18 protein-coding genes are annotated in these 12,896 nt (G+C 32.9%); 13 read left to right on the forward strand and 5 right to left on the reverse strand.

Translation table 11 applies throughout. The features are described 5' to 3' along the window. Nucleotides 1-2: 2 nt before the first annotated feature. The 7 genes from AC1RNS_RS16475 (at nt 3) to AC1RNS_RS16505 (ending at nt 3,880) form a co-directional block, all read left to right on the forward strand. Nucleotides 3-254, forward strand: a complete 252-nt coding sequence (locus AC1RNS_RS16475; RefSeq protein WP_492994215.1) for a hypothetical protein — start codon at nt 3-5, stop codon at nt 252-254. Further along, nucleotides 247-381, forward strand: coding sequence for a hypothetical protein (locus tag AC1RNS_RS16480; protein ID WP_492994217.1), 135 nt, complete (start codon nt 247-249; stop codon nt 379-381). Before AC1RNS_RS16475 ends, AC1RNS_RS16480 begins: the two co-directional genes overlap by 8 nt. 62 nt (nt 382-443) lie before the next feature. Beyond that, the gene (locus AC1RNS_RS16485; protein ID WP_492994219.1) at nt 444-1,514 is read left to right on the forward strand and encodes an acyltransferase; all 1,071 of its coding nucleotides are present in this window, start codon (nt 444-446) and stop codon (nt 1,512-1,514) included. A 65-nt stretch (nt 1,515-1,579) separates the two neighbouring features. Further along, nucleotides 1,580-2,362 (forward strand): hypothetical protein, encoded by a 783-nt coding sequence (locus AC1RNS_RS16490; protein WP_492994221.1) that lies wholly within the window; start codon nt 1,580-1,582, stop codon nt 2,360-2,362. 155 nt (nt 2,363-2,517) lie between these two features. Then, the gene (locus tag AC1RNS_RS16495; RefSeq protein ID WP_492994222.1) at nt 2,518-2,913 is read left to right on the forward strand and encodes a hypothetical protein; all 396 of its coding nucleotides are present in this window, start codon (nt 2,518-2,520) and stop codon (nt 2,911-2,913) included. 17 nt (nt 2,914-2,930) lie between these two features. Beyond that, a complete protein-coding gene (locus AC1RNS_RS16500; RefSeq protein ID WP_492993044.1) occupies nt 2,931-3,197 on the forward strand; it encodes a holin in 267 nt (88 codons plus the stop codon). Next, the gene (locus AC1RNS_RS16505) at nt 3,197-3,880 is read left to right on the forward strand and encodes a peptidoglycan recognition protein family protein (RefSeq protein ID WP_492994223.1); all 684 of its coding nucleotides are present in this window, start codon (nt 3,197-3,199) and stop codon (nt 3,878-3,880) included. The genes AC1RNS_RS16500 and AC1RNS_RS16505 overlap by 1 nt, the downstream gene beginning before the upstream one ends. A gap of 42 nt (nt 3,881-3,922) precedes the next feature. On the opposite strand, the gene AC1RNS_RS16510 is transcribed toward AC1RNS_RS16505, so the two are convergent. From AC1RNS_RS16510 to AC1RNS_RS16520, 3 genes are read right to left on the reverse strand one after another with little or no spacing between them, the layout of a single operon-like run. Then, complete coding sequence (locus tag AC1RNS_RS16510; RefSeq protein ID WP_492994224.1) at nt 3,923-4,423, reverse strand: AP2 domain-containing protein; 501 nt, start codon at nt 4,421-4,423, stop codon at nt 3,923-3,925. A 46-nt stretch (nt 4,424-4,469) separates the two neighbouring features. Beyond that, nucleotides 4,470-4,886: a helix-turn-helix domain-containing protein gene (locus tag AC1RNS_RS16515; RefSeq protein WP_492994226.1), complete on the reverse strand. Its 417-nt coding sequence runs from the start codon at nt 4,884-4,886 to the stop codon at nt 4,470-4,472. 10 nt (nt 4,887-4,896) lie between these two features. Continuing rightward, nucleotides 4,897-5,301 carry a hypothetical protein gene (locus tag AC1RNS_RS16520; RefSeq protein ID WP_492994228.1) on the reverse strand — a complete coding sequence of 135 codons (405 nt, stop codon included), beginning with the start codon at nt 5,299-5,301 and terminating at the stop codon, nt 4,897-4,899. A gap of 223 nt (nt 5,302-5,524) precedes the next feature. On the opposite strand from AC1RNS_RS16520, the gene AC1RNS_RS16525 reads away from it, so the two are divergent. From AC1RNS_RS16525 to AC1RNS_RS16540, 4 genes are all read left to right on the forward strand, one after another. Then, the gene (locus AC1RNS_RS16525; protein ID WP_492994230.1) at nt 5,525-5,797 is read left to right on the forward strand and encodes a YolD-like family protein; all 273 of its coding nucleotides are present in this window, start codon (nt 5,525-5,527) and stop codon (nt 5,795-5,797) included. Between the two features lie 15 nt (nt 5,798-5,812). Next, nucleotides 5,813-6,151 carry a YolD-like family protein gene (locus tag AC1RNS_RS16530; RefSeq protein WP_492994232.1) on the forward strand — a complete coding sequence of 113 codons (339 nt, stop codon included), beginning with the start codon at nt 5,813-5,815 and terminating at the stop codon, nt 6,149-6,151. After that, the gene (locus AC1RNS_RS16535; protein ID WP_492994234.1) at nt 6,144-6,485 is read left to right on the forward strand and encodes a YhjD family protein; all 342 of its coding nucleotides are present in this window, start codon (nt 6,144-6,146) and stop codon (nt 6,483-6,485) included. The genes AC1RNS_RS16530 and AC1RNS_RS16535 overlap by 8 nt, the downstream gene beginning before the upstream one ends. Before the next feature lie 641 nt (nt 6,486-7,126). Continuing rightward, a complete protein-coding gene (locus tag AC1RNS_RS16540; RefSeq protein WP_492994235.1) occupies nt 7,127-7,450 on the forward strand; it encodes a hypothetical protein in 324 nt (107 codons plus the stop codon). 665 nt (nt 7,451-8,115) lie between these two features. Here the strand turns inward: AC1RNS_RS16540 and AC1RNS_RS16545 are convergent. Further along, the gene (locus AC1RNS_RS16545; protein WP_492994237.1) at nt 8,116-9,855 is read right to left on the reverse strand and encodes a B12-binding domain-containing radical SAM protein; all 1,740 of its coding nucleotides are present in this window, start codon (nt 9,853-9,855) and stop codon (nt 8,116-8,118) included. 310 nt (nt 9,856-10,165) lie between these two features. Between AC1RNS_RS16545 and AC1RNS_RS16550 the strand changes: the two genes are divergently transcribed. Both AC1RNS_RS16550 and AC1RNS_RS16555 read left to right on the forward strand, forming a co-directional pair. After that, a complete protein-coding gene (locus tag AC1RNS_RS16550) occupies nt 10,166-11,530 on the forward strand; it encodes an ATP-binding protein (protein ID WP_492994239.1) in 1,365 nt (454 codons plus the stop codon). A 120-nt stretch (nt 11,531-11,650) separates the two neighbouring features. Continuing rightward, nucleotides 11,651-12,097 carry a MarR family winged helix-turn-helix transcriptional regulator gene (locus AC1RNS_RS16555; protein WP_492994241.1) on the forward strand — a complete coding sequence of 149 codons (447 nt, stop codon included), beginning with the start codon at nt 11,651-11,653 and terminating at the stop codon, nt 12,095-12,097. A 123-nt stretch (nt 12,098-12,220) separates the two neighbouring features. Here AC1RNS_RS16555 and AC1RNS_RS16560 read toward each other — a convergent pair whose 3' ends face one another. Further along, nucleotides 12,221-12,895 (reverse strand): DUF8580 domain-containing lipoprotein, encoded by a 675-nt coding sequence (locus tag AC1RNS_RS16560; RefSeq protein ID WP_492994242.1) that lies wholly within the window; start codon nt 12,893-12,895, stop codon nt 12,221-12,223. Nucleotide 12,896 lies beyond the last annotated feature (1 nt).

Raw genomic sequence — 12,896 nt, forward strand, 5'->3', positions numbered from 1 at the left:
AAATGAGATACTGTGTAGTAAAAGGAACAACGATAGTTATCGATGGTTCTTTGAATGATGATAAGAATATGCTACAAAATGTTAAAAATGCTGGATATACAGAATTAGAAGTTGAAATATTAACAGAGGCAGAATTTGAATCACGAAAAACATTAGAACCTCAACCACCTGTCCTACCATCACAAGAAGAACGGTTAAAATCACTTGAAGATGCATTATTAGAATTAACATTAGGAGGAAAATTTAATGTGTAATTTTATTTTAAATATGTGGATTATGAATCGTTTAACTAAAGAGCAAGTGCAAGAGTATGTACTTAAAGGGTATATTAATCAAAAAGATGCAAACGCAATTCTTACAACCCAACAAATGACACTCTAATAAAAAAATAATACTAGAACTCTTTTATTAGGTATAATACCTAGAAAGAGGGGTGTGTTTTTGTGATAAGAAATGAGAACATTGATGTAGCTAAGTTTTTTGCAATATTCTTGGTTGTATACATTCATTCACAACCATTGAATATTGTTTATAACAATATAGACTTTACTAACATAAATTTTATTATATTAACTATTGCTAGATTTGCAGTGCCACTTTTCTTTATAATATCTGGATATTTATTAGCAGAAAAAATAAAAGCTACTCAATTAACTACACGAACATTTAAAAAACAAATCATTAAAAATATAAAATTATATATTAGTTGGTTTTTGTTCTATCTATTATATGACACAATAATTACTATTCTTAATGTGTATATCTATGGTGGAAATGTGTTGGAAGCTCTTGAAAATCGACTAAACTTCTACACAATATTTAGGTTTATTTACTATGGAACAGAAACTACGGCCTATCATTTATGGTTTCTGCAAGCGTTAATATGGTCAATGATTATATTATTTATTTTTCATAAATTTAATAAAATAGGTATGTTATTGGTAATTAGTTTATTGCTAAATATTATTGGACAATTTGGACAAGCATATTATGAGATATTTCCTTTATTAGGAGAATTTAGAACAAGAGATGCTATATTTTTTGGGTTATTTTATACAACTGTTGGATTTTATATATCTTCAAATTGTAACCTAGTAGAAACTAAAATTAGTGTATTTAGGAAATATTTTTCTGTGTTTTTTGTTTTCTTTTTAATTGTACAATTAATAGAAAGTTCATTATTAACGTATTTCGTTGGTAGTGGAAATGCAAATTACTATATTTCAACAATACCATTAACTATTAGTTTATTTTTATTTATTCTAAGTTTAAATAACAAAGGTCGTAACAAAGTATTAGTTAATGTTGGATCACATGCTGTAGGAATATACGTTGCACATACATTTATTATGAGCTTTATTAATTGGGTTTTTAATGTCTATGATATCCAATATATAAATGAAAATTTATATTGGAGAATATTATATGTGCCTATGATATTTGTAATATCTTATGAATTTTATAAATTTATTCAGTTATTAAAATCAAAACTAAAATCACCGAAAATACATTAGTTCCATATTGTTCGTAACGTCACTCGAAAATGAGTGGCGTATTTTTATTAAAAGGAAGTGAAAATATGCCAACACCAAATTTAAATTTACCACTGATTGACCGCAACATGTTTGCGGATGTACCAAGAGACATGAATGCACTGGCTAATGCAATAGATAACGCGGTAGGACCAGATGGAACTATTGCTTTAAGACAAGATGTACAATCATTACAACAAGTTTTAAATAACCATATTAATGATAATGCAAAGCATCCAACACCAGTAGAACGTGCTGGTTGGAATAAAGCTGTGGTAGACATCGGCAACAAAGATGTACTACTAACCCAAAATAAATTAAATTTAGTATTAGCGATAAATGAGGTTTTTCAATCTGGCAGTGATTTTAAAACGAAAATTGCGTCGGCAATCACTGACCAAAACGTACCAACAAGTCCGACAGCTACTGGTGACCAAATGGCTGCAAACATAAGAGCTATTGAAACAGGGGTGCCATATTGGTCAGGAACAGCAACCCCATCAACAACAGGAATACCTTTTACTTTTGTTAATGGGACAATTGAGAATAGTATATATATACAATTTACTTTGCCGTTCGATCCTAAAGTAGTTACTGCTATGGGTAATATAGGTAATAACTATTCTACTAATAGCATATACGACACAACGTTTGACGGAAGCTACACTGGAACTATTAAAATGTCCTCTTTTAATACTGGTAAAAAAATTGAGGATATAGAAACTCGTAATGTCAGAGGTCGTATTGATAATAACGGTAATGGAACATACACAATGTACATGCCAGTGTTGAATTCCGGGATTGTTTATACTATTCGAGCATTTGGTTAAATAATGTATTGAAAAATACAATTCGTAAACGCAGTCAAAGACTAGCGTTATTTTTTATGCAATTTTAGCGCTATGAGAGCAACCGAGATGGGCAATGGTACATGTTACTGAACCTCGATGCTTCTCATAGCTTTTTATTTTAGGGCAAAGGATTGGTGATGTTATTGGAACACGTAGCAACTGTAGAGCACCGCCTAGCGGACCACGAAAAAAGACTCCAGCACTTGGAGAAGCAAGACATCAAGAAAGACAAACGACTAGAAAACATTGAACAAAGCTTTACGAAATTAGAAAATACAATACTTAAAGAAAATCAAGAAACACGAAATCTATTTAAAGAAATAACAGATCGCCAATGGCAGTTAATAGAAGGTCGTGAGAAGGCAGAAGAAGCGAAAGAAATACGTGAATATGAATTAAATGCTTCTGAAAGAAAGGATGCCATTGAATTTAAGAAACAAAGATTTAACGCTACAGTCGAGTTATTTATTAAATTACTAACTGCTGGTGGATTAATTTACTTACTTATTGAGTCATTATTTAAAAACTAAAATTGGAGGGGTTTTATATGGATTTAACAAACATTTTTATGATTGCAATGGTGATGGTAGCGATTGTCTTAGCAGTTGCGGAGGTACTTAAAAAGACTTTTAATCTTAATACGCAATACATGCCAATTACATCTGTTGTGATTGGTATTTTTATTGGTTTGGTATTGTGGCCGTTATCTGAGTATCCAGTGTATGTCATGTTGATGGCTGGATTTATTGCAGGACTAACAGCTTCTGGAACGTTTGATTTGCTAAAAGCAGCTAAAAAAGAGGGTGAGCAGTAATGGCTTACACATTCAAACAAACCTTGTTACCAGCAAGTAAGTATCCAATCAAGGCGCCGTACATAATGGTGCCTCAATACATCACAGTACACAACACAACCAACGATGCATCTGCAGCCAATGAAATTAAATATATGACAACTAACGATAATCAAGTATCATATCACATTGCTGTAGACGATATAGAGGTTATCCAAGCCATTCCTTTTAACCGTAACGCATGGCATTGTGGTGATGGAAAAGGTAACGGCAATATGAAATCAATTGGTGTAGAAATTTGTTATAGCAAGAATGGTGGAGCTCGTTATGCTGCAGCTGAAGAGAATGCAGTACAGTACATTGCTAAGTTATTAAAAGAGTATGGTTGGGGCATTGATCGAGTGAAAAAACATCAGGATTGGAACGGAAAATACTGTCCACATCGAATTTTGAGTGAAGGGCGATGGAACAGCTTCCTAAAACGAATTGAACAGGCTATGAAACCAATAGCAACTATTAAACAGAAGGAGGAACCACAAGTGACAAACACACTAACATCAACAGCTAAACAGGATTTAAAGGATTTGTTAAAAGAAACGAAGAAACGCGGAATTTTGAAGGTTGACCATAGTGATCGAGTGGATTGTATGTCGGACGGTGAAGCATTAGGATTACTTATTTCTGTTGTGAAACGAACGTTATAAAACATTTAATGACCAGGTAATCACAAAAAAATGTGAGCCTGGTCATTTTTTATTACGATTTTTTAATTCCTCAATGTAAGGTTGGTGGTATTTATCTTCTAATTCTTTACGTTTTTTTATAGCTTTTTCTAAATTCGTAAATCTACCACCATAGTAACTTTTACCTTTAACCCGTATTCTAACAACATAAACTTCCTCGCCTTTTCTGTTATAATCGACAGTTATTCCTTTTGCTCCGGATTTTCCAATCTTAGATTTTCTCGTTAACAAAGGTACTTTTACGCCATCAATAGACAATTCATCTTTTAGAGTTTTACGCATATTCGCACTAAATTTTTCATAATCGGCATTACAACCACAAGATGTTGTATTTCCTTTTTTTAAATTATCCCCAAGAACTTCTGTTTCTCTACCACAGTCGCATACACACAAATAAACTAAACCTTGATGATGACCAGTAGAGCTTCTTTTTGCTCCTCTTTTTTCTTTTACAACTAATTTTTCAAAACGATCATCAATTTCTATCTTCGTCCTTTTTTGCATATATTCACCTACTTTCGTATAAGGAAAGGGTAAAGATTATCTACACCTAATCCTCTATATAATTGATTTCATTTCCGTTTTTATCACACTCAACTAAATCATTATAAAAGTGCCCACGCTGTTCAGCCCGCTTTAAATATTCTTGAACATTTTTAAAATCCTCTTGAAGTGACTCATCCTCATTATATATCTCTGTAAATTCACTAACTACAATTTCTGTCCATTCAGCCATTGTTTTAACTGCACCAGTGTCTACATGTTTTAAATACATCTTTTTATCCTCCAGTCCTTCTAAGCGATATTTTTTCGGATTTGGTTGAGTAGCATCAATTGCCCAGCTGTTGCCTATTTTTTTAGCTATTACTTCACCAGACTTACACATGCGTTTGATGTGATCTTGTGAAAGGTCCCATAACTCAGATGCCTCTTTTGTATCTATTATATTGTCTAAAATGTTCATCACAATTATCCTCCTATACTACATATTTAGTGATGATTTCATTTCTGTGTGCTTCAACAATTTTTGCTACTTTATCGCCAAGACCTTGAAAAGTAGCGTTGCGTCCTTGTGAACCAACCTTGCCGTCCTTTAGAGAGATGAATATAGTATTTAGAGAACGCCCTTTATTCGTTTCAATATTGATATATAAACGATGTAAGTTAGTATTACGTTTCCATTCCTTAAATGTGATTTGTAAAAGGTCTACTTCATACCCGAATGCATAAACATCTTTCATTTGCTCAACGTATGTTTTAGTGGCTTCTTTCGTTTCAGCCCAAGCTATTTTTAAAGAAGTCGAGAAGTAAGATTTTACTGATCCACCGAATTTAGCTGCACCTTCTTTAGCAATTTTCCAAGCTCTTTTCATAACATTCATCATACTTCCTCCTCTTTAAATGTCCGTTGTCGGTTATTTGTTAATATAAATATATCACACCTTAAAAAGTCCGTCAACGGATAATATGGAAGTTATCAAAAAAAGAAATGACCAGATAATCGTAAAAACTTATGAGCGTTATCATTTTTTTATTGCTAATTACAGAACATTTGTTCTATAATATAAACAAACAAATGTTCTGTTTAAAGGAGGAGTGATGAAAATGGCCAAAAAGGAATCTAAGGCAAAAAGAAAAGAACCAAAGCATCTAGACAGGGATGAATTGGACCTTGAAGAAATCGCTTATGCTTTAACTGAAGCATTAGAGGAATCTATGTACAAAGCTTTTACAATCTATAAAAAGGACGCGCCACTTCTAGGTATAGTCAGCAAAATGGATGCAAACACTAGATTAATTCACATTAAAGATAAGTACAGAATTGTCCATAAAGTACATTTCTTAGATATATTAAGTGTTTCTAATGTTGAGGATTAATGGAGAGTGATTGTGATGTTAAGAGATCGTGGAAATATTAAATGGTCTGGAATGCTACTATCTGAGCATCTTGTCAAAATAAGAGAATGGAAACAAGAACAATATTATGATCAAAAACGCGATTTAACCGAGTGGGAACTAGAAGAGATAGAACTAACAATTCAACGTGCTTTTAAGATGCGACAACTTGTTACACTCACTCTATGGGACGACAATAAGTTACGCAATGAAACTGGACAGATTACTGGAACAGATACGATTAAAAAGGAATTGCTACTGGATACAGATATGGCGATTAAACGTATATCATTTGAGGAAATCCAAGATGCAAAGCTGGTAGATGCTGATGATTAATCATGAAGATCGTAGCTTGTTGTACGAGTATATAAAATTAGACATGGCAATAAAGTCATTGCAGCAAGACTATTCATCACTCGAAAAATTAAAAATGTCAAAGGTCTACATTAATATTGTAGAGGACTTATTAAAAAGTATTAGAAACGATTTTTACAATAAAAAGAGGGTCCTGGCTAAGAAAAATATTGCTGTTGTGAAGTGGATTCAAATTGATGAATATTTCAGTGATGTGACTGTTAAAACAGCTGGAGAAGATGAAGTACTGCGTTATGCCAAGCAAGCATTAAAAACTCAGGTGGAAGAATTGATAAGTAAATACCTGAATAATTAATCCGACATATAGTCACTCATTTTATATTAGTGAGTGGCTTATTTTTATAGTTAGACAAGATTAGATTCAATAAAATACACGAATACTAAAGCATGGACATCGAGACATTACACATTATAGCGATTCGTTGTTTTGAACGTATTCGAACGAAATGTATATTTTTAAGAATTTACACTTATGGAGAAGAGGATGGCAATTTAGCATTTTATGGTTTGTACAAATGCAAGCGTAGATTTGTGGTAAGAAAAGTAATTTTAACATTTAATGGCGAATTTATTGCCATTATCACACTATAAATAAGAGAATTTTGTCGTATTTTGACGAAAAGTAACATTTATTTTTAGAATGGGTGTGAAACCCATTTAAAAATAATGTTGACAATGCTACCATAAAAGTAACAGGAAATAAGGGGAACCTTTGTTCTGAAATCTGTAATGGAGATGATTGAAATAAAATGTGAAAAAACAAAAAAACACACCTCAAGTTGCACCTTGAGATGTGGAAAAATTCGAGTGACATCCACTCAATAAACCAATACTAATTATAACCGATAATGGTTATTAATCAATATTATAGCCAAAAACGATTGTAATTAAAAGTAAATAAAAGTGGATGTCCTTCAAAAATGAGGGGGATAAATCATGCAAAATCAAACTATTGTCCAACAAGCATTCATTAAAATCATGGAAGAACGAATTTTCCAAGTAGCATGGGAGAAAGCTAAAAAAGATGAAAAATATATTGAATCAGAGAATAAAAGAATTATTGCATTTGATTTATTAAGTAAATCTTTAAACACTGATAAACAAAAACGCCTCTTACTTGAATTAGAAGCTATTTGGGAGTTAACGGAACGTTTTATGCAAGAGTATGTATATCGTCAAGGGATACAGGATAGCCAAATGATTCATAAAGAGTTGCACTCTTTTGGCATTGATGTTACGAAAGAAAGTTTAAATGTTTAAAAAAGAAAAGTTACTCATATAAACTAAATGAGTAACTTTTTTATTTGTAAGTATAGTGAAAATGACTTTCTTCTATTATATAGCTAAAAATGCGGTTAAATGTCGAATCATAATAATGATAGACGGTTGACGCCCCCTGATTTGCCCCCTATACTAAATCTACTTATAAACCTTTAAGTATTATAGTTTAGTATATTGGTTGATTCGAAAAGCTCAAACACATTAAAAAATACATAAAAATTCTACACTAATAAACGTGTAATTATAGGGTAATAAAAGAGCTTCAGCATTTTTATCATAAACTGAGTATACGTTAAATCAGGTTTTAACGTGTATTCAGGTTTCTTTCAACTAGGCAAAGACAATAGGAAAAACCTTTTTCGTTAAAATGTCGAAAAATTTAAAATTATTTATCCCGAATGTAATATCATTGAAATGGGCATTATTTACAAGGTGGAGATGTTCTTCAGTTAAGAATTTAGCACTAAGAATTTTTGGATTATTTGTGCTACGATTACTAAGAGGTAAATAACAGCTGTGAATTTCCTGTTTGACGCTAACTATGTATACTTTTGAAGAGCTAAAAAATTTGGGGAATTTAAGAATTCTTTAAGAACAGAAAAACGCTAATCCTATTTTTGATTTTATAGGATTAGCGTTTTCAATTATATGGAATGGATTGACGCAAAGTACGGGGCTTGTCCATGACGGAAATATGTGAATAGATACCCGTTTTTTTGTACAATTTTGCCTTTTGTGAAATTTTGGAAATCTATATAGTGTGGAACAACAAGTGTATGCTTAAACAATTCTTTTTCAGATAAATTGAAACTAGCAAATGCTTCTCCCGCTATTGAAGGGTTTTCACGTAAAGCATTGTAAATTGCTTTTAGCTGTTCTTCTGTAGGACGTTCCTTCCACCATAGTTTGCGAGGTTGGAATTGCTGTACCATTAAATAATCTAGCTGCATTAAGCTTTTAACAATATTTATATTAACACCCTCAATTGTTTCTAAAAACATTAATAAACGAAGGAATAAATCCTCAAGTTGATGGCCAATTCTGGACCACCCCTTTGTTTCCCAATAAGTTCCGAAATTTTGGAAGAAATCAAAAGGTGTTTCAAAAACTTCTGTCACCAGATATTCAACTGTATGATCCATACGGTGATCATTCCAATATTTTTCAAGTACATCCTCTGCGTGTTTGATACGGACAATATCATCGAAATTTAAGACATTATTAGAGAAAATCTCATAGGGGGCTAAATCCACATAAGTATAGCCGAATTTTTCAGCTTCAAGGCGAAGCCCAGTCCCGCGCAACAACTTAAGGAATCCAAGCTGTAATTCCTCAGGTCTCATTGCAAAAACATCATTAAAAGTTTGTCTGAAGCTGCCATAATCCTCTTCGGGTAAGCCAGCAATTAAATCTAAATGCTGATCAATTTTCCCCCCATCTTTAACCATCGTCACTGTACGCTTTAGCTTCTCAAAATTTTGACGACGCTGAACGAGTGTATTTGTTAGATCGTTTGTGGATTGTACGCCTATCTCAAACCGGAATAAACCTTTTGGTGCGTTATCATTTAAAAATTGGATGACCTCAGGACGCATAATATCTGCGGTAATCTCAAATTGAAATACAACACCTGACTTATGCTCATCAATTAAAAATTGAAACATTTCCATAGCATAGCTACGACTAATATTAAAAGTACGGTCAACAAATTTTATCGTACGTGCACCATTATTCATAAGGAATCGAATGTCTTCTTTTATTTTTTCTCGGTTAAAGTAACGGACCCCTACTTCAATAGAAGATAAGCAAAATTGACAGCTAAACGGACATCCTCTGCTTGTTTCAATATACTGAATTCGTTTGCTTAGGTGTGGAATATCCTCCTCAAAACGAAATGGGCTAGGTAATTCTCGTAAGTCTATTTTTGGAGGTTGAGCATGAATTCTTACTTTACCGTCCTCTAGATAACATATCCCTGGCACATCCTCTAACGAAATTTCTCCATGTAAATAGTGCAATAATTGTTTGAAAGATGTCTCGCCTTCGCCCATAATAATAAAATCAATTTCCTCAACTCTACGTAACCAATAGTGGGAATCATAAGAAACTTCAGGCCCTCCGAGCAAAATTTTAACATCGGGACAGACAGTTTTTAACATTTTAATAACGTGAATAGTTTCTTCAATATTCCAGATGTAGCAACTAAATCCTACAATATCAGGTTTTTTTTGAAATAAATCTGATACAATATTAAAAGCGGGATCTTTAATTGTGTATTCTGCAATAATTGGATTAAACTCTGGTAAAGCAGCTCCTTTTAAATAACGCAATGCTAAATTTGTGTGAATATACTTTGCGTTTAAAGTAGTTAAAATAGTATTCATACAATAATCTTCCTTTCAACATCTAATTGTAACAGTCAAGTTGCTATCATACAATATAATCCTTTTTACCTATTTATTTTGTGAACGGTTCGTGAAATAATTTTAAATACTTAAATTTACTAAATTTTGTAATAATAGAATCGTACAGTCATAAAGTATAGTAAAGGCTCAAAATTCAATTTAGAGGTTTTTTACTCTTTTGAAAGGTTCGGTGAGAAAGTTGAAGCAAAATGATATTAATCAATGTTTTGGAAATCTTATGAAAAGTACTTCGTCACCAACACTTATTCTGAATAAAGCAGGAAAAATTTTGAACGTTAATGAAGCTGCTATAAAACTTTTTAACCTGAATTTAACGTATATTGGCTATTTAGCAATGGACGAGCCATCCAATCTAAAATGGGCGAAGTTTGTCAAACAATTGCAAAACGACCTGCGATCCGAAGAAATCTTTAATATTCGTATTGTTGGTAACGAATTTGAGATGATGTCCTTCAAATGTTTTTATGATTCAAATACGGAGGAAATCGTTGCCAAAATTTCAACATTAAATAATGATATTGCTCATAAGTTATATGTTAGTCAGGAGCAGGAAAGATCACAGTCTTTCAATGCGTACGATCACTTACCATATGCTGTCATAGTAAGTGATGCTAGCGGGATAATTCTTGGGCTCAATAAGTATGCAGAAATGTATTTAAAAATAGAAAAAACGCAGCTTCTTCATAAAGCACATCAGCATATTTTTGACTCATTTACAATGAAAAAAGGACAAATTACATCCTATCTTTCAAAATTGATGGGTGAGAAACATGCAAGTATTCATGTAGTTGATGAAACGCAGGTAAGCAGAACTTGTTATTATGAAATCTCTAGCGTTTTTGATGAATACAACAATATTATTATCACAGTTATTAATGATGAAACAGAAAAGAAACAGCTACAACATAAAGTTGAGCATCAGCAGGCATTAAATGTTGTTGGTCAAATGGCAGCAAGTATTGCCCATGAAATTCGTAATCCATTAACTTCACTCAAGGGCTTTACGGAATTATTAAAGCTGAATGCTGATGAAGAATCGCGAATGTATTTATCTGTCATTGATAGTGAGCTACAACGTATGGAGCAAATTTTATCTGAGCTTTTAGTATTGTCCAAGCCAACGAGTATGAAGGTAGAATTATTAGATTTAGACAATATTGTAAAGCAAGTGATTGAATCTATGCTTCCAGATGCATTGATGAAAAATATTATGATTCAATATATTTCTTCTTCTAATCAAGCATTTATTGGAGGCAATGAAAATCGTTTAAAGCAAGTTTTTATGAATCTCATCAAAAATGCGATGGAGTCCATGAATAATGGTGGAACAATCACAATAGAAATGAATGTCATTGACTGTACGATTGAACTAATGATTAAAGATGAAGGCGTTGGTATGGATAATAGTACCCTTCAAAGCTTATTCCAGCCTTTTTACACGACCAAATCAACAGGGACAGGACTAGGCCTTGCTTTCGTGAAAAAAGTGATAGAAGAGCATGAAGGGCTAATAGGTGTGAATAGTGAATTACAGAAGGGGACATGCTTCCACCTGCAATTCCCAGTTTACACATTTAATCAAATGGATGCAGTGGATGTATCGGTGAAGGACTCTGCTTATTTAGTAACATAGGGAAAGTAAAAATGGTTGCATAAATGTTTTAAATGCACGAATATAGATATTGCTTTTGACAATGCTTTTCTAAAATCGCTATAATGGCATGTATAAAGAGCGAATTGAGAGGAAAAGGATATGACGTCAGAAGATTTAAAGCAATCTTTAAAATTATATATTGTATTATCACGTGCACATAAAGCGATAAATGAGACAACCCATTCATTTTTTCAAGAGAATGGATTAAATCCTACTGAATTTGCTGTATTAGAGCTTCTTTATCATAAAGGAAGACAACCTTTACAGCAAATTGGCAATAAAATTTTGCTAGCCAGTGGGTCTATTACGTATGTCATTGACAAACTTGAAAAAAGAGGATATTTATTGCGTGTCTCTTGTCCAGCAGATCGCCGTGTTACCTATGCAGAAATTACTGAGAAGGGTGAGGCGTTTATGAGTGAGTTATTTCCAAAGCATGAGCGTCATTTGCATGAGCTAGTGAGTGTGTTATCTGCAGAGGAAAAAGATCAAGCCATCAATTTGTTGAAAAAGTTAGGGTTGTCCATTAAAGATTTGTCTTATTAAAAAGAGAAACAAGCTGCACCCCCTAAAGTTAGAGTCAATAATCTAACTTTAGGGGTGTTTTTTATAGACAAAAAAGACTGTAGGCAAACTTTTTAGTTCGACTACAGTCTTTTTTGTTAGTATTTATTGTTTTGAAATTGTTGCTGCCATATTAAGCATAGCATCTGTTAAGTCTAATTCATCATTATCATGGATTATTAGTTTTGTAATTAAGCCATCTTTTTCAAAAACAACCCCAACTACTTTTTCTGTATCGAAATCAACCACATAGCCTTCGATGTTTGTTACATTCTTAAATGCAGCAAGCTCCTCAGACGTTAATGCTACTGGTTCTCCAACAGCATTCATATGATCTTGCAGAGAAGTTTTAACATCAGTATAGTTTGCTTGAGAAGCATCTACTGTTTCAATACGCATAAATACTTCATCATTTTCATTTGAGACTAACATGTCTTTACCTGGTTCTTCTTGAGTAAGTGTGAATCCAGATAGCTGTTGCATTTTATAGCCCTGTTCAGCACTTTTAGATTCACTTGCCTTTTCGGTTTTATCTTCACCTTTTTGAACGTATTTAACCTCTTGCTGTGGACTAGTAGAAGTATCTGTGTTTGAATCATTTGATGGCGTTTCTTGCACTTCACCTGCAGTGTTATCCTCAGATGGTTTTTGTTCATTGGAAGTATTTGATGGCTCATTATTTTGAGCATCCGAACTCTCTGATTTGTCAGTAGTATTACATCCTACAACTAAAACGGCTGTTAGTAATAATGCAAGTAATGAAAATAATTTTTTTTGCATG

Source organism: Lysinibacillus sp. GW821-FHT14F06, from assembly GCF_058803665.1.